At 29.0% G+C, this 19,403-nt stretch carries 17 protein-coding genes and 1 other annotated feature; of the genes, 10 read left to right on the top strand and 7 right to left on the bottom strand.

What is annotated here, in order from left to right:
- Window positions 1–122 precede the first annotated feature (122 nt).
- The gene (locus B3J31_RS04020; protein ID WP_346873662.1) at window positions 123–668 is read left to right on the top strand and encodes a hypothetical protein; all 546 of its coding nucleotides are present in this window, start codon (window positions 123–125) and stop codon (window positions 666–668) included.
- 74 nt (window positions 669–742) lie between these two features.
- On the opposite strand, the gene rluF is transcribed toward B3J31_RS04020, so the two are convergent.
- Window positions 743–1,468, bottom strand: a complete 726-nt coding sequence (rluF, locus tag B3J31_RS04015) for a 23S rRNA pseudouridine(2604) synthase RluF (protein ID WP_346873661.1) — start codon at window positions 1,466–1,468, stop codon at window positions 743–745.
- Window positions 1,469–1,637: 169 nt separating this feature from the next.
- Here rluF and B3J31_RS04010 point away from each other — a divergent pair, with 169 nt between their 5' ends.
- A complete protein-coding gene (locus B3J31_RS04010) occupies window positions 1,638–2,813 on the top strand; it encodes an N-acetylglucosaminidase (RefSeq protein ID WP_346873660.1) in 1,176 nt (391 codons plus the stop codon).
- Between the two features lie 62 nt (window positions 2,814–2,875).
- Here the strand turns inward: B3J31_RS04010 and B3J31_RS04005 are convergent, their stop codons facing one another.
- A complete protein-coding gene (locus tag B3J31_RS04005; RefSeq protein WP_346873659.1) occupies window positions 2,876–3,448 on the bottom strand; it encodes a hypothetical protein in 573 nt (190 codons plus the stop codon).
- Between the two features lie 230 nt (window positions 3,449–3,678).
- Here B3J31_RS04005 and B3J31_RS04000 point away from each other — a divergent pair, with 230 nt between their 5' ends.
- Window positions 3,679–5,238, top strand: a complete 1,560-nt coding sequence (locus B3J31_RS04000; protein WP_346873658.1) for a hypothetical protein — start codon at window positions 3,679–3,681, stop codon at window positions 5,236–5,238.
- 156 nt (window positions 5,239–5,394) lie between these two features.
- The gene (locus B3J31_RS03995) at window positions 5,395–6,921 is read left to right on the top strand and encodes a hypothetical protein (RefSeq protein ID WP_346873657.1); all 1,527 of its coding nucleotides are present in this window, start codon (window positions 5,395–5,397) and stop codon (window positions 6,919–6,921) included.
- 121 nt (window positions 6,922–7,042) lie between these two features.
- Here the strand turns inward: B3J31_RS03995 and cls are convergent, their stop codons facing one another.
- Window positions 7,043–8,497 (bottom strand): cardiolipin synthase, encoded by a 1,455-nt coding sequence (gene cls / locus B3J31_RS03990; protein WP_346873656.1) that lies wholly within the window; start codon window positions 8,495–8,497, stop codon window positions 7,043–7,045.
- A 200-nt stretch (window positions 8,498–8,697) separates the two neighbouring features.
- Here cls and B3J31_RS03985 point away from each other — a divergent pair, with 200 nt between their 5' ends.
- Both B3J31_RS03985 and B3J31_RS03980 read left to right on the top strand, forming a co-directional pair.
- A complete protein-coding gene (locus tag B3J31_RS03985) occupies window positions 8,698–9,573 on the top strand; it encodes a YitT family protein (RefSeq protein ID WP_346873655.1) in 876 nt (291 codons plus the stop codon).
- Window positions 9,574–9,659: 86 nt separating this feature from the next.
- Entirely contained in the window at window positions 9,660–11,153 is a 1,494-nt protein-coding gene (locus B3J31_RS03980; RefSeq protein WP_346873654.1) for a leucyl aminopeptidase, read from the top strand.
- A gap of 236 nt (window positions 11,154–11,389) precedes the next feature.
- Here B3J31_RS03980 and B3J31_RS03975 read toward each other — a convergent pair whose 3' ends face one another.
- Both B3J31_RS03975 and B3J31_RS03970 read right to left on the bottom strand, forming a co-directional pair.
- A complete protein-coding gene (locus B3J31_RS03975; RefSeq protein WP_346873653.1) occupies window positions 11,390–11,575 on the bottom strand; it encodes a hypothetical protein in 186 nt (61 codons plus the stop codon).
- Between the two features lie 78 nt (window positions 11,576–11,653).
- The gene (locus tag B3J31_RS03970) at window positions 11,654–11,857 is read right to left on the bottom strand and encodes a hypothetical protein (protein ID WP_346873652.1); all 204 of its coding nucleotides are present in this window, start codon (window positions 11,855–11,857) and stop codon (window positions 11,654–11,656) included.
- A 176-nt stretch (window positions 11,858–12,033) separates the two neighbouring features.
- On the opposite strand from B3J31_RS03970, the gene B3J31_RS03965 reads away from it, so the two are divergent.
- Window positions 12,034–12,609: a nucleoside recognition domain-containing protein gene (locus tag B3J31_RS03965; RefSeq protein ID WP_346873651.1), complete on the top strand. Its 576-nt coding sequence runs from the start codon at window positions 12,034–12,036 to the stop codon at window positions 12,607–12,609.
- Window positions 12,610–12,623: 14 nt separating this feature from the next.
- Window positions 12,624–13,157 (top strand): spore maturation protein, encoded by a 534-nt coding sequence (locus B3J31_RS03960; protein WP_346873650.1) that lies wholly within the window; start codon window positions 12,624–12,626, stop codon window positions 13,155–13,157.
- Window positions 13,158–13,226: 69 nt separating this feature from the next.
- Here B3J31_RS03960 and B3J31_RS03955 read toward each other — a convergent pair whose 3' ends face one another.
- A complete protein-coding gene (locus tag B3J31_RS03955) occupies window positions 13,227–14,612 on the bottom strand; it encodes an MATE family efflux transporter (RefSeq protein ID WP_346873649.1) in 1,386 nt (461 codons plus the stop codon).
- 432 nt (window positions 14,613–15,044) lie between these two features.
- Window positions 15,045–15,293 (top strand) — a binding site (T-box leader).
- A gap of 186 nt (window positions 15,294–15,479) precedes the next feature.
- Here B3J31_RS03955 and metG point away from each other — a divergent pair.
- Complete coding sequence (gene metG, locus B3J31_RS03950; protein WP_346873648.1) at window positions 15,480–17,414, top strand: methionine--tRNA ligase; 1,935 nt, start codon at window positions 15,480–15,482, stop codon at window positions 17,412–17,414.
- Between the two features lie 23 nt (window positions 17,415–17,437).
- Here the strand turns inward: metG and B3J31_RS03945 are convergent, their stop codons facing one another.
- Entirely contained in the window at window positions 17,438–18,205 is a 768-nt protein-coding gene (locus B3J31_RS03945) for a histidinol phosphate phosphatase (protein WP_346873647.1), read from the bottom strand.
- A gap of 256 nt (window positions 18,206–18,461) precedes the next feature.
- Here B3J31_RS03945 and B3J31_RS03940 point away from each other — a divergent pair, with 256 nt between their 5' ends.
- Window positions 18,462–19,226 carry a TatD family hydrolase gene (locus tag B3J31_RS03940; RefSeq protein WP_346873646.1) on the top strand — a complete coding sequence of 255 codons (765 nt, stop codon included), beginning with the start codon at window positions 18,462–18,464 and terminating at the stop codon, window positions 19,224–19,226.
- The last annotated feature ends 177 nt before the right edge of the window (window positions 19,227–19,403 follow it).

The raw sequence follows: 19,403 nt of genomic DNA, 5'->3' as shown, positions 1-19,403 counted from the left end.
CAAAGAGTAGAAATACTCTTAATATTTTGTATCAGCTATGTAAATGTATACAAAAGGTTATATACTATTTGGTATTTCATTTACTAAGTATTAAATTTATTTGGAAATATGGAGGATTTAAAATGAAAAGAATAATTGCATTAGTATTAACAGCAACAATAGGTTTAGCATTAGTAGGATGTGGAACAAAAACTAATACTTCAGAGGATTCATCAGCTAAAACTACTGAGCAAGCTTCTACTGAAGAGAGTAAAGAAAAAGAAAGCACAGAGGTACCAGAGGTTACTTATGAAAGCTTTGAATCACTATTAAATAGTTTTGCTAACAAAGAATATTATTATAATGAAGCAAACACTTTAAAATTACTTACTGATGAAGATGAAGCTGCATATGTAAAAAAGGCAGAAACTGCTCTTGATAAAGTATTAACTGATGAAAAAATAGACAAATCAAAGGCAAAAATATATCAATATTACAGAAATGTAAACGGCAAAAAAGATCAAGTTGCATATGTAATTACTTATGGAGACAATAATACTGCAGAGAAAGTATATGAAGTTTATTCAGATGTATCTGATGATTTTGAAATAACTTTTAAAGAAGTAAAAGAAAATAGTGACATAATTGCGCATAAACAGTTTGCAGAATTATTTAAAGGTGAATTTTAATTAAAGTAAAAAATAAAAAAGAAGGAGATAGAATTAAATATCTTCTTCTTTTTTACTTATATTTGAGTTTCACTTTAAATAGTACCTATTGAATCTTTAGTAAGATTAATGATTGTGGACATTTCTTCAGAGCTTAGATAACGCCATTTTCCCGTAGGAAGATTACTTAAGGACACATTCATAATTCTAATACGTTTAAGGCTAGTTACTTTGAATCCTAAGTATTCGCACATTCTTCTAATTTGTCTATTTAGACCTTGGGTTAAAATTATATTAAAAGTACATTTGCCAATTTTTCTAACTTTGCATTGCTTTGTCACAGTACCAAGTATAGGAATTCCATTTTCCATTGAATTAATAAATTCTTTTGTAATAGGTTTATCAACGGAAACTACATATTCTTTTTCATGATTATTTCCTGCACGTAATATTTTATTTACCATATCTCCATCATTAGTTAAAAATATTAATCCCTCAGAGGGTTTATCGAGACGTCCTATAGGGAATATTCTCTCGTGATAGTTAACAAAGTCAATTATATTTCCCTTAACATGAGTTTCTGTTGTGCAAGTAATCCCTACAGGTTTATTTAGGGCTATATATACTTTATTTGACTTAGGTTTAATAGTTTTTCCATCAACTACTACAGTATCAGTAGGACTAACTCTTGTTCCAAGGGTAGCTAAGATACCATTTACATATACTTTACCAGATTCAATAAACTTATCTGCTTCTCTTCTGGAACAAATTCCACTTTCGCTTATGTACTTATTAAGTCTAAGTAAGTTTTTATTATCCATATAGTTATATCACCACCTAGCATAAGACTTAATGAATGTTAGTTATTATATAATTACTTACATTCACTTTAAATTTATTGTATAATTATAGCATAATATCAATGTTATTAGTATTATACAATATAACAGATATTATATAAATAAAATTTTAGAGGATATGGGGGCAACTATGAATAATAAAGTAGTAAAGAAGATTTCTAGTATTTTAATAGTAATTATAATGTGTATGACACCATTAGCATTAACTGGTAGTGCCTTTGCAGCAGTAAATATACAGGATTTAAACCATCAAATAAATATACCTACAAATAAAACTTGGACAATAAAGCTTAGTAATAAACTACATCCAAACTTAATAAATAATCTTAGTACTTATGTAAAAGTTTTTTCACCTAATGGTGGTGAATTAAAGGTAGGTTTAAGTTACAATGAAGCTAACAAGGCTATAAAAATAGCACCGCCTTCTGGAGGATATAGTACAAGCACTACCTATAGTATAATTGTAAAATCTGGCTTATATGATAGTGAAGGAAAGTATATTGAATTACCTGCAGTAAAGGAATTTTCTACAGTGCCATCAAAACATAATGTATCCACATTAGGTACAATGTCTACTTATTCAGTAGGGACTACAGTGGATAATTTTGCAAATATCCAACATAATAAGAAACCACCAATATTTAGGGCTTTATATTCTGGAGATGCAAGAAAAACAGATATAGCGCAGTATTTAGATCCAAGCAGATATAAAAATGATAAATATGGTATATATATGTTTATGAAACTAAACTTCATACAGGATATAAGTGTAAGTACGTTAAATAGTGTATTAGTGGGGAAAGGTACATTATCTAATATGGGACAAGCGTTTTATGACGGTTGTAAAACCAATAATGTAAATCAGGCCTATGCAGTGGCACATGCAATATTAGAGACTGGAAATGGTACATCTACTTTGGCAAAAGGAGTAGACTATAAGAAAGAAGATGGAACTACAGTTAAGGTTTATAATTTTTTTGGAATTTGTGCCTTTGATAATTCACCAGTAAGCTCTGGAGCAGAAGCGGCCTATAAAAATGGGTGGACTTCACCAGAAGCAGCTATTAAAGGCGGTATTAAATGGATTGCTGAAAATTATATCCATTCAGATAAAAATGCAAAGAACCCTAGACCAGCTCAAGATACTATATATGAAATGAGATGGAATGTTCATAATTACAATAGTCCATGGCATCAATACGCTACAGATATTGTATGGGCATATAAACAAGTAACTAATATTAAATTAATAATGGACAAGCATCCTAATGTTAAACCACAATTTGAAATACCGGTGTATAAATAATAAGTATAGTATAAAACCCTAGTCATAAATTGGCTAGGGTTTTCAAATTACAAATTAATATACTAATCAATATTAAGCTCATTATCATTTCTATTAATTATAACTTTATAATTATATTTTTCAGCATATTTTTTAAAATTATCAAAATTAAGAGGCTCTCTTTTGTTATCCTTAGTTATATATATATATATACTGCCAGGTGAATATTCATCACACTTCGGGATTAATTCCTCTTTTAATGCTGAGTCAAATAAAAGATTTAAGCCTAAATTTAATTCGTTTCCTTTTAGTGAACTTAAACTTTCCAATCCTAAAGTAGACCCACTAGGATCTGTAATTCTAACTATCTTGTTTCTATTTATACCTATTTTGATATTGGAATCTAAAGAAAGTATTATATTAGCTCTAGGTGAAAAGAAGATAAAATAAATACAACTTAATACTAATATACAAATAGATATTAGTATTATAAATACTTTTATAAGATTTGACCTATCTACATATACAGTACCATCATAGATATTACCTTTAATAGGAGCTTTATCATTTCGTTCTAATGTAACAAATTCTTTATTATTTGTTACTATATAAACTTTATCATCATCAAAATTAATTACTTTACCAGATTTTCGCATATAAATACCTTTCACTAATTAAATTTATTTACAACATAAGTATATTTTACAATACAATTTTAAAATATAAAAGTAAAAGTAATCATCATCATAAAAAAATATTTTATTACAAAAAAATATTATATTAGCTAATATTTGCAAAAAGTGTTTGAATATTCAGTATACCGAGAGTATAATTTATAATAATAGATAAAAAAGGGGAATTATTAAGACCTTGGGGGAGAGTTAATATGAATAAAAAAAGGATATTATTATTAAGTATAATAATGGGATTTTTAATAATTGTAATTGGTAATTATTTAAACAACTACAATTTATTGAAACAGCCACCGTCAGAAAAATGGAGTAAAGAAGTAAAAATAGGAAGTGGGTTAGGAAAGAATACACCGGTAATTATAAAAGAAGAAAATCGTTTGTTAGTAGCATATGAGGACACTAAAAAGATTAAAGTATGTGAAACAGATTTAAATGGAAAAGAAATTAAAACTAAAGAGTATGCTATAGAAGAAGAATTACTTAAGAATTTAATATTTACCAAAACTGATAAAGGATATACTTTGATTTATAATTCTAATAAATTAAGCATAGATTATATAGAAAAGTTAGTTTTAGATGAAGAGTTAAATTTGGTAAAAAGAGAAATAGAAGAAGGAATTACATTTACTGAACAAATTGATAGTAAAAATATAGTTTTAGCCTATAAAGATAAAATTAAGATAGTAAACACAGTATCAAATGAAAATATAGAAGTGCCAGTAGAAAACTTAAGTATGCTTACTGCCAATAAAAGTAAAGATGGACTTTTGGTATGTTACTTAGAAAAAGAGAAATTATTTAAAGGATTTACAGTTAAAGATGGAAAGGCATCAAAGCCATTTCTTATCAAAGAGATGATTAAAACTGACAAAATTACTTATGGTGCAATGTCATTGTCTTCAGATGCAGAAAATGGATATTTGCTTGTTGAGAAATATGATAGAAATGAATACTTTGCTACAGAAGTAATGGAGTTTCCTATAAGTGGAGGAGAGGGCCAGGTTAGTAAGCTTGCGGTTGATAAATCCAGTTACGTTATAAATACTAAAGGAGGCTATTCAGAAAATGGTGCAAGATTTTATGCCACCATGGGAGTGCCTTTTGGTAAAAAGGAATTTCAAAAAGCTATAGTTTCTTTTCAAATAAAAAATGGTGAAGTTTCAAGTTCAGAGAAGATAACTAGACTAAGAGAATTATGTATTCATCCATATAATGATGAAGAATATATAGCATTTCTTAGTTTTGAGAAGGATGGATTATATAGTGTTAATATAGCATCTAGTAATGAGAGGTTTAAGGATGCGAATAATGGACCTCGTAGAGCTGAAAGATTGAGATCTCTTGGGTATTTAGTAGAAGGTTTTATGTATAGTGTATCTTATATTATAATAATAGGATTTAGATGGATAGTTCCTGGTTTAGTTATAGCAGGAGCAGTATCTTTTATGGATTACAAATTTGATGATAAAAAGAAAAGGTATATGTATATCATACTAGCTGCTATTGTTGTAATAATGAAAATATGTACTATAAATAAAGCTTTTTATGTGCAATATTCACATATGTTACCTACTATTTTAGCTCCATCATTTGTAGGAATATTGATAAACTCCTTAATTGGACTAGTTGTATATGGATATGGATATATGGTCTATACAGATGATTTTGAGAGCATATTTTTAGGTAAGTTTAGTATATTCATGTTAATTGATGCATTGTTTACATTAATGATATTTGTACCTCTTATAATATAATAATAAAGTTTAATTAGAATTTAAAAAGAGATTATTTCTTATAATTAATTGAAATAATCTCTTAAAGTTATATAAAACATATGCATAATAATAATAAATAGTTTAAGGAGATATATAAATGAAAAAAAAAAAATACTTTTAATTTTTCTTATTATTGTGACGTATATATTAATACTTATTGGAAACTATAAGAATAACTATAATTTAGAAATACAACCACCATCTAAAACATGGAGTAAGGAAGTAAGTATAGCAACTGCAACAACAAAAAATGCTCCAGTAATCTTGAAAGAAGAGAATAGAATACTTGTAGCATATGATAATAATAAAAATCTTAATATTGTTGAAACCAATGCTGTAGGAGAAGTTCTGAATAATAAACAATATGAAGTTAATGAAGAATTAATAAACAATGTATTACTCACTAAAAGTGTAGATGGGTATATACTAATGCTTAACTCTATAGAAGATAGTGAGGGATACTTATTAAAAGTATATATAGATAAAGATTTAAATGAGGTTAGTAGAGAGAATATTAAAGGAATAAATAGTATTTATCAATTAGATAATAAAAATATAGTAGTTGCTTACGAAGATAAACTTGAAATAATAAATACAGTAGAAGATAAAATGGTATCTATTCCAGCAAAAAATACAGACATGCTTTCAGCCACTAAGAATAAAGATGGTTTTCTAATATGTTATATGGAAGACAACTCATATATTAAAGCAATTACATTTAATGAAGCTATGGTTTCAGAACCTATATTAGTGGAAGAAATAGCTAATAATAATAGAGTTACTTATAAGAATATGTCATGTTCTTCAGACGGAGAAAATGGATATACAATGTTCGAGCAATATGTAAAAGGTGAACTTCACTCTTGTAGGTTATTTGAGTTTCCTATAGCTGGAGGTGAGGTTAAGGAAAGTAAACCAAGAATTAATGAATCAAATGAACTAATAAATGCTATAGGAACTTACTCTGATGAAGAAGGTGGGAAATTTTATTCTACAATAGATAACTCTTATGGGAAGAAAGAGGAAAGAAGAGGAATAGCATCCTTTGTTGTAAAGGATGGTAAGATAAATAAAGTTGAGCCAGTTACAAGAACAAGAGGAGTATGCATTAATCCTTATGTAAACGAGGATTATATTAGTTACTTAAGTTTTAGAGATGAAGATTTATATGATGTTGTCATAGCATCAACAGATGAAGGATTTAAGGCTGTAAATAATTTACCAAGAGAGTCAGAGAAGAAAAGTGCACTTACTTATACTATTGAGGGACTGATGAATAGCTTTGTATCTATAATAATTGTTGGATTCCCATGGATAGCAATAGGTTTAGTTTTAAGTGGAGCAGTTACATTCCTAGACTATAAGCTATCTAATAAGCAAAAGAAGATTGCATATATAATAGTAGCTATAATAACAACTTGTGCAAAGACCTTTTTTATAATAAAAATGTTCTATGTTAAATATGTATATATGTTACCACCGGCTATAGCCCCTATTTATGTTGGTATTGTCTTATGTATATTAATAGCAGTTATAACATATAGTTATGGATATTGTACTTATACAAGTGAATTTGAGGGAATATTTATATCAAAGTTTGTTTTAAGTTTATTAATTGATGCATTATTAACTTTGATGATATATGCTCCATTAATAATATAAAAACTTAAACCGTCATATCTATTTTAAACTTCTAATAGTTATAGATATGACGGTTTATTTAATAATCATAGTACTTTTGTTATACTCAATAAAATGATCTATAGAATAGCTAAAATCCTATTTATAGAATAGGAGATAGTAGTCTAGATATAGCTTCCTTGAATTTAATTATTAGAGATCTATTAGAATAATGTTCAGGAGTAAGTAAAGTACTTTGTAATATATCTGATTCAAAGGCTTTATCAACCTCTGAAGTAGTTCTTGTATCATATATTATGGCATTAACTTCAAAATTTAGATTAAAACTACGTATATCCATATTAGCAGTTCCTATAGTACACATTTTCCCATCTATCGATACCATTTTACTATGAATGAATCCATTGTCATAGGTATAGCATTTGGCACCACATTCTACAAGTTCCCAAATATAGGACTTAGATGCCCAATAAATAAATGGATGATCTGGTTTGCAAGGTATTATAATTTTAACATCTACCCCAGATAGACATGCTATTTTAAGAGCTGTTAAGATACTTTCATCTGGAATAAAATATGGAGTTTCAATATAAATAGAATTTTCAGCTTTGTTTATTAGTTTAAGGTAAGTATTTCTTATACTACACCACTCAGAATCTGGACCACTAGAAATTATTTGAACAGCTGTATTATCTATATATTGTTTTCTAGGAAAATATTTTTCTTCCATAGAAAAGTCTTTTTTGCTTGCAAAACGCCAGTCCATTAAAAATCTTACTTCTAAATAATTTACAGAGTCACCTTGAAGGTGAAGATGAGTATCTCTCCAAAAACCAAATTTCTTAGATAATCCTAAATATTCATCTCCTACGTTTAAACCTCCAACAAAACCGTGTTCTCCATCTACAACACATATTTTTCTATGATTTCTGTAGTTTATTCTCACATTTATATAGGGTATAAAAGGTGGAAAGAAGCAATACACTTCTCCACCAGCCTTTACTAATGGATCCCAAAAGTGCTTTTTATTATGAATACAACCCATACCATCATAAAGTAGCTTAACTCCAACGCCTTCCTTTGCTTTTTCAACTAAGAGATTTAGTATTTCAGTTCCTAGGTTATCATCATTAAATTTGTAGTACTGAATATGAATAAAATTTTTGGCATTCTTTATACAATCTATCATGATAGGAAATTTTTCATTACCATTATTAAGAATATCTACTTTATTGTTATTAGTAACAATAAAATTATCGCTATATAGATTTAAATTTATTACATCATGATATTCTTTTAATAGAGAGTTATTATTAACTATAGTTTTGTCGCTGAGAAGGCGCTTCTGTTCTTCAGAGAATTGCATAAGAACAGACTCCTCTTCCTTTTTTAAAACAAAGAATTTTTTGCGACGAAGATTTTGGCCAAAGAATAAATACATTATGAAGCCAATAAAGGGTATAAACAACATTATCATAAGCCATGTCCAAGTATTACTAGTATTTCTCTTTTCAAATATAATTACAATTATGGCAAAAGCAATATTTACAACAAATATAAGGTTTATAATATTTAAAAAAACAGTATAATTATCCATAAAAACTCCTTATTATAATATAATAATTAAATTTTAGCATAACATATAAAAAATACATATAAAAAACTCTAAAAACTATATAATTATTATAATAATAAAAGTATAATTGAAATTAGTGTTTGCAACATGTATGATTCTATGCTATAAAACTAGTGTAACATAAATAAATTAGTATAACATATAATAAATGGGAGGTCAAAATGAAGGAGTTTTTTAACAAAAGTGAACTTAAAAATTATCTAATGATAATGGTTGGTATAACAATACTGGCTATAGGAATAAACGTATATTATTCACCACAACATTTAGTTACCGGAGGAGTATCAGGGTTAGCTATTATATTAGAATATGTATTTAGCATTCCACTATGGTTAACTAATATAATTGTAAACATACCACTATTTATAGTTGGAATAAAAATAAAAGGTATGGATTTTGCAAAAAAATCTATATTTGGAGCAGGTTATGTATCTGTTGCCCTTTGGTATACTAGTTTTATACCGCCAGTTCAATCTGACTTATTAATATCAAGCGTATTTGGAGGTCTTTTTGTAGGAGCTGGAGTTGGATTAGTATTAAGATCATCTGCATCAACTGGAGGAACAGATTTACTTGCAATAATTATAAAGCATTACTTGAAGAAAATACCTATAAATCAAATAATGATGTGCATAGATGGAATGATAATAGTAGCAGGTTTATTTGTTTTCGGAGTAGAAAAAGCAATGTATGCATTAATATCTATATTTATAGTTTCTAAAGTAGTAAACACCTTAGTAGAAGGAGTAAATTACTCTAAAGAAGTACATATAATCTCAGAAAAATCAGGTGAAATAGCACAAGAATTAATGCAACATTTAAATAGAGGAATAACCAGCATAAATGGTAAGGGTGTATATACTGGAAAAAGTAAAGATATATTGTATATTGTATGCTCTACAGAAGAATTAATTGAGCTTCAAAGAATTGTAAAAGAAGTAGATAATGAAGCTTTTATAATAATTAATGATGTAAGAGAAGTAGTAGGTAGAGGATTTACACAGCCACAGTATGATGAATACAAAGAAGAAAAATAGGATATTATAGAAGGATTTAGGGAATAGGTATAGAAACTATTTAAGTATAGAATGTATATTTAGCGTTGAAAGGGTAGGGGATTAATATGAATATAAAAGTGGAGAACTTAACAAATGTTCAATCACATAACAATTCCAAAGGTATATTTTTATTTGAAAATTATATGGAACTACAACAAGGGTTTCCATGTGATAAATTAAATAATATCCTTAGTTGCTTAAGTGAAAACAAAGAGTTTATTGGCAAAAAAGGAGATACATATACATTAACTAGTGTAGAAGATGGGGCTATACAAAAAACTATACTTGTAGGTCTTGGTGAAAAAGCTAAGTGTAATGTAGATAATGTTAGAAATAATACTTCTAAGTTAATCAAGGATGCAATTAAACAAAAAATAAAATCTCTAGATTTACATGTGAAGTCTATGGATTGTTGTTGTAACTATGAAAAAGTTAAAGCTATATCTGAAGCTATTATAATGACTACTTATAATTTTGATAAATACAAAAGTGATAAAAAAGAAGTACTATTAGAAGAAGTAAGAATTATATTTCATGAAGACCAAGATTTAGCTAAGTTAAAGGAAGCTGTAGAAGAAGGAAGACTACTTGCAGAAGGAAATTTAATTTCAAGAGAGCTTGTAAATGAACCTGCTAATATTTTAACTCCAGATGCATTATCTAAAAAAGTTCAGCAGTTAGGTCTTGATCATGGATTCCAAGTTGAAGTATATAATAAAGAAGAAATTAAGAACTTTGGTATGGAGTCATTTTTATCCGTTGGCAAGGGTTCTTCAAATGAACCTAAGTTAATTGTTATGAGATATATGGGTGATACTGCTAATAAAGAAAATATATTAGGTCTTGTAGGTAAAGGATTAACCTTTGATGCAGGTGGATATTGCCTAAAAACTGCAGGAAGTATGTGGACTATGAAGAGTGATATGGGGGGAGCAGGTGCTGTTATTGGTGCCATGTCTACCATAGCAAGAAAGGGATTAAAGAAAAATATTGTAGCTGTAGTAGCTGCTTGTGAGAATTTAATTTCAGGAGATGCATATAGACCAGGAGATATAATTAATACCATGAATGGTAAAACTATAGAAATTATAAACACAGATGCTGAAGGTAGATTAACTTTAGTAGATGCAGTTACTTATATAATAAGAAAAGAAAATGTGACTAAGGTAGTTGATATTGCTACTCTTACTGGTGCTGTAGGTGGTGCTATAGGAAGTGCCGCTACAGGAGTTGTAACTAATGATGATGAATTCTACTCACTTTTAGAGGAAGCATCATTACAGTGTGATGAAAGAGTTTGGAGATTCCCAACCTTTGATGAATATAAAGAAAAAATAAAAACTGGTAATGCGGACTTAGTTAATTCAACTGGCCCTGTAGGTGCAGGAGCAATTACAGCAGGATTATTTATTGGTGAATTTGTAGAAGATAAGCCATGGTTACATCTTGATATTGCATCCACAGCCTTTACATCACAAACACCAAATAGAGAATATTTCTCAAAAGGTGCAACAGGAGTAGGGTCAAGATTATTATATGAAATTGCTAAAAGATATTAATAAATAAAAAAACCTGTGGAAACACAGGTTTTTATTATCCGATGACTACCAGCTCTAATACTCCTATCTTTTTCAAAGTGGGAGTAAAGAGCTGCTATGTCCCTGGATAACGATTTCCCCTAAAGGACAACGAATTCTAAGTATCAAATAAATTGATACTAAGAATTCTGTTAGTAACCTTCAGTGGGAGAAAAACTCCCTCTGAAGCAAAGAAATCTGTTTATGTAAATATTTAATTATAAGATACCTTCATTTTTAAGAACAGATTCAATTTCTTGGACTTTCTTAGCAAGAGAAATAAAGTTTTCTTTTATCATGTCCTCAGATGCAGAATTAAATTTAATATTTTCTTCTAGTTTTTCAATAGTAGAAAGTGCTTCATCAATCTCTTTTTGTGCTTGCTTTAAATTAGTTTCATTCATAAAAAATCTCCTTTAGCTATTTTATTTAATCTATACATTAAATGTTATCATTGAGAAGATTTAAATTCAACTATAAATTTATTGAAATGAATTATAGGAGTTAGTATAAGATTTATCAATTTTACTACTATGAAGGGAATATACTTCTCCATTAACTAAATCAACAACTTCCACAAGACCAGTATTATCATAAACTTTTCTAATGAATAACTCTCTGTTGTTATAATAACCAGTAGCTCCAGGGTTCTGATTTTTCATTTCTATTATTTCATTTAAATCCATAATGTACCTCCTGATATAATTTTTAATAGTTTTTCCTAAATTGATAATTTTTATGCATTATAAAATAGTGGGTAGACTTTTCCATACAATAAAAAAGCTAAATATTATTTAAAGCAAGAACATATACATTACATATAAAGTAAAGATATATTTATTAAAGGTATGGGAGAGTTTATATGATAAATGTAATATGGTTCGGGATTTTATTTATAGGTATAGCTTTTGGTGTACTTACAGGAGATGGAGAGCTCTTATCTAAAACTATAGTATCAACTACATCAGATACAGTTAAGCTTATCATAGAGCTATTAGGAATGATGTGTCTTTGGTGTGGGGTGATGAAAATTGCAGAGAGAAGTGGACTTACAGACAAATTAGCTAGATTATTAAAACCTATACTTAGAAGAATATTTAAAGAAGCAGGAAAAGATGATAAGGCGTTAGGAGCTATAGTTATGAATCTTACAGCTAATATGTTTGGATTATCTAATGCAGCAACCCCTTTTGGTATAAGAGCTATGGAGGAAATGGATAGAATAAATGGGCATAAAGATGTGGCAAGCAACGATATGGTACTATTTCTAGTGTTAAATGCAGCCTGTATTCAGTTTGTACCAACTACCGTTGTTTCTATTAGAGCTGCATTTAATTCTGGAAATCCAGGTTCAATAATTTTACCAGCACTATGTACTACAACCTTTGCATCTATACTTGGAATTATTTTATGTAAGTCTTTACAAAGATACTTTTAAAGGAGGTATATTCCATGACAAATATATTTGATTATTTATTAAAGGGAATAATTCCAATAATTATAGGTGCTGTAGTACTATATGGCATTATTGCTAAGGTAAAGGTATACGAATGCTTTGTAGAAGGAGCTAAGGAAGGAATAAATGTGTGTGTAAGGATTTTTCCTTATCTTTTAGCTATGCTTATAGCAGTAAATTGCTTTAGGGCTTCAGGGGCCATGGATTATGTTATAAACTTGATAAAGCCTGCTGTTAACGTGGTAGGTATTCCTCCAGAAATTGTTCCATTAATATTTATAAAGCCATTGTCAGGTAGTGGAGCAATTGGAGTTTTCACAGATATAGTAAAAAGCTATGGACCAGATTCTTTTTTAGGGTTTTTATCATCCATAATAATGGGTGGGACAGAAACCATATTTTATACTATTACTGTGTATTTTGGAGCTGTTGGTATAAAGAAGGTAAGACACAGCTTATGGGTAGCTCTATTAGTTGATTTTTGTGCCGTACTTTTAGCTGTTAATTTAGCTACAATGTTAATGAGATAAATGAAACTGCCTAATAAAGAACATTAGCGTACTTTATTAGGCAGTTTTTAATATATAGCTATCAATATTTTAGTCTAGCTTTGTTATATGACTATTTATAGGTTTTAGCTTTTTAACATAGAATATATAAAGCAGAAGTCCGTCTACAGACCATTGAATTAGACATATAATCCAGAACACAGTTATTGATGTGCCTAGTAAATAAATGAATATAAATACTAGTGGAAGTCTTATAAACCAAGAGGTTATGAAGGCTATAATAAATGGAGTTTTAGTGTCACCATAACCTTTAAAAATTCCTCCGACAACCATTGACAGTGCCATGGCAGGTTGTTCTGCAGCAGCTATCATTAAACAAGCTGCACCAAGAGAGATAACTTCAGTATTACTACTATCTATAAACATTTTAATAAGCTGTACTGGAAATAGTAAAAACAATAATGTAAATATACACATTACACCTATCCCTAAAATCATAGCGGTACGACCATATTCCCTGGCCTTTTTATAATCACCTTCACCAACTTTATTTCCAACTAGAGTTGTAGCAGCAACGGCAAATCCCCATCCAGGCATAAAAGAAATAGATTCTAAGGTTAAAGTGATTTGGTTAGCAGCAAAGGCGATGGTGCCAAGATGCATAATCATCATACTTGTAAAAAGTCTAGCTAAGCTATAGGCAGCTTCTTGCATTCCAGCGGGGATAGATAAAGCAGTAATATTTTTTATTCTAGCACCGCTGAATTTCATTAAGTATTTAAATTCAATTTTTATTAAGGATTTTTTATAGGTATATATAGCTGAATAAATAAATCCTGATATATTGGCTATAGTTGTAGCAATAGCAGCACCCTTAACTCCAAGTTCAGGGAAACCAAATAAACCGAATATTAGTATAGCATCTAATGAAAGGTTAACTACAAGCATAACAATAGAAACAATCATTGGAGTTTTAGTATTTCCATAAGATCTATTAACAGCATTTAACATACTAGATAACATATTAAACGGTAGGCCGATACATACAATGTTTATATAAGTTGTACCTAATCCTATTATGCTTGATTCAGCACCAGCTAAAACTAATAATTTTTTACTAAATAAGAATATAAATAGTGTAGTAGCCATACTTACTATGAATCCTAAAGAAAATCCTAAGGTCGCATATTCGTTAGCCTTATCTAATTCCTTAGCACCATATCTTCTTGCTACAATTGAAGTAATTCCAACAGATAAGCTTTGAGCAACTAAAATATTAGTAAAGGTATAAATAACTTCACTGGACATTCCTACAGTACTAACTGCAATATCACCTCCATATTGACCGATAAGCATAGTATCAACAGTCCATATCATTGTATATAATAACATTTCTATTACAGCTGGTAAGGATAGTTTTAGTACATCCTTTACTGTAGATTTATTTAAATAAAGGTTCTTTTTTAATAATTCCATATTATTGCCTCCTTTAAAAAAAATTCCCTTTTTATTATCTTAAAATAATATTAAGAAAATTATGGCACATATATAATGATAATTCATATTTGCAAAAAAAAATAGATGTAATACAAATAAAAATAAATAAAGTATAAAAATTCACAAAAGTGAATAAACAGCTATAAAAATATATATCTATATAAATTGTTATATAGAGAACTATAAGTCTAGTTAACTAGTTAACTATTTAACTAGTTGTTCTGTTCATGCGGGTTTCAGAGCTATTCTACCCTTTGACGCTGTAATTGAATATACGTCTAAAGGTAAATTATGAATAATTATATTCCTAGTAATTAATAATATATTAATAAACATAACTAATTAATATATTATTAATTATACCGTTGACATAAAATAATTATAGTATTATCATATTAATTAATATTAATATTTAATGCGAAGAAAAGAAGAGTACTAAATGAAATTTTCTAAAGAGAGCTAGAATAGGTGAAAGCTAGCGAAAAGGAAGTTTGGGAACATGGTCTTGGAGCAGATTTTCTGAAGTGTAGTCACCAAGGAAAATAGGGAAGTCTCCCTTATAAGACAAAGTAATAAAAGCTAAGGCTGAGTTACTTATTGAGGTGTCTACTGTGAAGTAGATATAAATTAGAGTGGTAACACGTATATAACGTCTCTATGTAGAAATATTTCTGCATAGAGATTTTTTTATTATATTTAAGCTAGTAATAGCTAATTATACATGTTATAGCTAAGAGTTTGACCATCATAAGAGTGGGTATAATGAAGATGTATAAAGAAAATTAGTACTTAAAGTACATTAAATTATAATCAACAAGAAATATAAATATTTTAGGAGGAAGAAAGATGACAAAGAAACCATTTTATATTACTACACCAATATACTATCCATCAGCAAATCTTCATATAGGAAATACTTATACAACTGTGGCAGCTGATGCTATAGCGAGATTTAAAAGATTTACAGGTCATGAAGTAATGTTTTTAACAGGAACAGATGAACATGGTCAAAAGCTTCAAAGAATAGCTGAAGACAAGGGCGTTAAACCAATAGAATACATAGATGAAATAGTATCTGGAATTAAAGATCTTTGGAAGCTTATGGACATTAGTTATGATAAATTTATTAGAACTACTGATGATTATCATAAAAGCTCTGTACAAAAAATATTCAATCAGCTATATGAACAAGGAGATATATATAAAGGCTCTTATGAAGGTTGGTATTGTACACCTTGTGAAGCTTTCTGGACAGAGACTCAAGCAGTAGATGGAAAATGCCCAGATTGTGGTAGACCAGTAGAAAAGGCAAAAGAAGAAGCATATTTCTTCAAAATGTCTAAATATGCAGATAGACTTTTAGAGTATATAGAATCTCATCCAGACTTTATACAACCAGAATCAAGAAAAAATGAAATGGTAAATAACTTCTTAAAGCCAGGATTACAAGATTTATGTGTATCAAGAACATCTTTTGATTGGGGAATACCAGTTGAGTTTGACAATGGTCATGTAATTTATGTTTGGATAGATGCTCTTTCAAACTATATAACTGCATTAGGGTATAACCAAGAAAACACGGAGCTTTATAAGAAGTTCTGGCCAGCAGATGTACACTTAATAGGAAAAGATATATTAAGATTCCATACTATATATTGGCCAATTATGTTAATGGCATTAGGATTAGAGTTACCAAAACAAATATTTGGTCATGGATGGCTTTTAGTTGATGGTGGTAAAATGTCTAAATCTAAAGGAAATGTAGTAGATCCAGTGATACTTGTAGATCACTTTGGAGTAGATGCTGTAAGATATTACTTACTACATGAAATACCTTTTGGTTCTGACGGACTTTTCAATAATGAAATATTCATAAAGAAAACTAATTCAGATTTAGCTAATGACCTTGGAAATTTAGTTTCAAGAACTGTAACTATGGTAGAGAAATACTTTGGAGGAGTAATTCCAGCTCCAGATGTTAAGGAGGCTATCGATGAAGAGTTAATTTCCGTTGCATTAGAAGTACCTAAGAAGGTTGAAGCTGAAATAGAGCATTTAAGAGTTTCTGATGCACTAGATCATATATGGACATTAATTAGAAGAACCAATAAATACATCGATGAGACAACGCCTTGGATATTAGGTAAGGATGAAAACTTAAAAGGAAGACTTGCTACAGTTCTTTATAACTTATGTGAAAGTTTAAGAATAATATCTTCTTTAACTTCAGCATTTTTACCAACAACAAGTGCCAAAATAAATGAGCAATTAAATATTTCTAATTTTACATGGGAAAGTTTGACTTCTTTTGATGGTACTGTTGCAGGAACTAATGTTAATAAGGGAGCTGTAATATTCCCAAGAATAGATGTGGAAGCTAAAATAAAAGAACTTGAAGAAATCGCTGAAGCAGCTAAAAAAGCTGCACAAAAAAGAGAAATAACTCCAATAAAAGAAGAAATAACTATAGATGATTTTGAAAAAATTGACCTTAGAGTAGTTAAAGTTTTAGAATGTGAGCCAGTTAAGAAAGCTAAAAAACTTTTGAAATTTAAGGTAGATATGGGTGGAGAGATTCGTCAAGTTATATCAGGTATTGCAATGCACTGCAAGCCAGAAGATTTAATTGGAAAGAACGTAGTCTTAGTTGCTAACCTTAAACCTGTAACTTTAAGAGGTGAAATATCTCAAGGTATGATTCTTTCTGCAGCTACAGATGATGATTCAAAATTATGTGTAGTAGATCCAGGTGACATTGAATCAGGCTCAATAGTACGTTAATAAAAAATAAAAAGTCTGAACTCTTAGAAGAGTTCAGGCTTTCTGTTTTTAAAATATATTGGCTTAACGTTACATAGATGGCATAATAAAAGAGCTTCTTTAAAATTGTTATTAATAGCAGAAGGGTTGTGGGAATCAGAACCAATAGTTACATATTTCCCTCCTAATTCTTTATATCTACTATAGATTTTTTTTAGATTATCAAAGGTTACATTGCTTTTTATTCTACGAGTATTTATTTCCATAACAGTATTAGTATCAATACAAGTTTTTATAACACTATCTATTAAATCATTATATTTATCATAGTAAATCTCACTATCACTTACAGGTGCGTATCTGGATATATAATCTATATGACCTAAAGTATCTATGTAAGGATGAGTTTTTATACAGTCACAAATTTCTTGAAAGTACTTAATTAGAACTTCTCTATAGGATAAGCCTTCATAAATATCCGAGTATCCAATATCAATATTGCTTATTGTATGCTGAGAACCTATAACCTGATCAAAGTCATAGGAATTTATAAGCTTTTCATTATCTTCTTTATAATCTAGAGACATTCCAACTTCTATACCTAATAATAGATTATCACTTCTGTATTCTCCGTACTCCTTAAAGTAATTATCTACATTAAAACGAAATCCAGCTTCCTTAGGATAATTTAAATCCATATGGTCTGTAATAACTAAACCTATGTTGTGTTTACCAGCTGTATTAATAGCATCAGCAAGCTTCATGTTAGAATCAGTAGAAAAACAAGTATGCACATGGCTATCAAAAATCATAAGATTACCCCCTTAAATATTAAAAGATAAATTTTTAACCACTTAAATATTACTATATAATTATAACATAGTATGAAACTTACTCCTTTGCTATCATGAATAAATTTACACATATTGGATAAAATCTAAATACCTTACTAGCTTTTATGTTTATTAGTGAATTTTAGCTATAGACAAAGATTATTTTACCATATATGATAAATTAAATGATAAATATAGAATTGATAAAAATTTAACTTATGAAAGTGGGGATAATATGATATTTGATTCACATGCTCATTATGATGATGAACAATTTGATGATGACAGAGATGTTATTTTAAAAGAGATAAAAGATAAAGAGGTTATAGGCGTAATAAATTGTGGTTCTAGCTTGAAGGGTCTTGAAATGTCTGTAAAGTTAGCTGAAGACTATGATTTCATTTATGCCGCTGCAGGAATTCACCCAGAGAATGCTGATGAGTTTAGGGATGAAGTTAAAGAGAGAATACGTAGCCTGGCTAAGGACAAGAAGATAGTTGCAATAGGAGAAATAGGATTAGACTACTATTGGGAAGAAAACCCTTCAAGAGAAGTACAAAAGAAAGTTTTTAGAGAGCAAATGGCTATAGCTAAAGAATTTAATTTGCCTGTTATAATTCATGATAGAGATGCCCATGGAGATACCCTAGAAATATTAAAGGAATTTCCTGATGTAATAGGTGTAGTTCACTGCTTTTCAGGGAGTGTAGAATTCTGTAAAGAATGTTTAAAATTAGGATATTATATAGGAGTTACTGGAGTAGTTACTTTTAAAAATTCTAAGGTTATAAAAGAAGTGGTAAAGGAATTGCCCCTAGATAGATTGCTGGTAGAAACTGATTGTCCATATATGGCACCAACACCAAATAGAGGAAAGAGAAATCAATCAAACTATATAAAATTTATCATAGAAGAAATAGCTAACATTAAAGGCACAAGCAGAGAGCAAATTGAAGAAATTACAATATTTAACACAAAAAGCTTGTTTAATTTAAATTAGTGAGGTATAATTTGAAATATAAATTTGAAAGTGTAGTTTTAGATATATTAAATTATAGATATAAATTTCATTAGTTTTTAAGTCAAATGTATATAAAGAATAAATGAACTTATTTTTGCATATGTATAGTATAAACCTGTACTTATCACCCCGGAAAGACTGAAACTAAAACACAAA

This window comes from Clostridium sp. UBA5988 (genome assembly GCF_002435615.1).
Lineage (GTDB): Bacteria > Bacillota > Clostridia > Clostridiales > Clostridiaceae > Clostridium_J > Clostridium_J sulfidigenes.
The sequence above is the reverse complement of the archived record's forward strand: the minus strand, read 5'-3'. Positions and strand labels throughout refer to the sequence as shown.

Excerpts from the sequence above, each read along its gene's own strand:
- B3J31_RS04020 (WP_346873662.1), top strand. The coding sequence starts at position 123 with ATGAAAAGAATAATTGCATTAGTATTAACAGCAACAATAGGTTTAGCA.
- rluF (WP_346873661.1), bottom strand. The coding sequence starts at position 1,468 with ATGGATAATAAAAACTTACTTAGACTTAATAAGTACATAAGCGAAAGT.
- B3J31_RS04010 (WP_346873660.1), top strand. The coding sequence starts at position 1,638 with ATGAATAATAAAGTAGTAAAGAAGATTTCTAGTATTTTAATAGTAATT.
- B3J31_RS04005 (WP_346873659.1), bottom strand. The coding sequence starts at position 3,448 with ATGCGAAAATCTGGTAAAGTAATTAATTTTGATGATGATAAAGTTTAT.
- B3J31_RS04000 (WP_346873658.1), top strand. The coding sequence starts at position 3,679 with ATGAATAAAAAAAGGATATTATTATTAAGTATAATAATGGGATTTTTA.
- cls (WP_346873656.1), bottom strand. The coding sequence starts at position 8,497 with ATGGATAATTATACTGTTTTTTTAAATATTATAAACCTTATATTTGTT.
- B3J31_RS03985 (WP_346873655.1), top strand. The coding sequence starts at position 8,698 with ATGAAGGAGTTTTTTAACAAAAGTGAACTTAAAAATTATCTAATGATA.
- B3J31_RS03980 (WP_346873654.1), top strand. The coding sequence starts at position 9,660 with ATGAATATAAAAGTGGAGAACTTAACAAATGTTCAATCACATAACAAT.
- B3J31_RS03975 (WP_346873653.1), bottom strand. The coding sequence starts at position 11,575 with ATGAATGAAACTAATTTAAAGCAAGCACAAAAAGAGATTGATGAAGCA.
- B3J31_RS03970 (WP_346873652.1), bottom strand. The coding sequence starts at position 11,857 with ATGGATTTAAATGAAATAATAGAAATGAAAAATCAGAACCCTGGAGCT.
- B3J31_RS03965 (WP_346873651.1), top strand. The coding sequence starts at position 12,034 with ATGATAAATGTAATATGGTTCGGGATTTTATTTATAGGTATAGCTTTT.
- B3J31_RS03960 (WP_346873650.1), top strand. The coding sequence starts at position 12,624 with ATGACAAATATATTTGATTATTTATTAAAGGGAATAATTCCAATAATT.
- B3J31_RS03955 (WP_346873649.1), bottom strand. The coding sequence starts at position 14,612 with ATGGAATTATTAAAAAAGAACCTTTATTTAAATAAATCTACAGTAAAG.
- metG (WP_346873648.1), top strand. The coding sequence starts at position 15,480 with ATGACAAAGAAACCATTTTATATTACTACACCAATATACTATCCATCA.
- B3J31_RS03945 (WP_346873647.1), bottom strand. The coding sequence starts at position 18,205 with ATGATTTTTGATAGCCATGTGCATACTTGTTTTTCTACTGATTCTAAC.
- B3J31_RS03940 (WP_346873646.1), top strand. The coding sequence starts at position 18,462 with ATGATATTTGATTCACATGCTCATTATGATGATGAACAATTTGATGAT.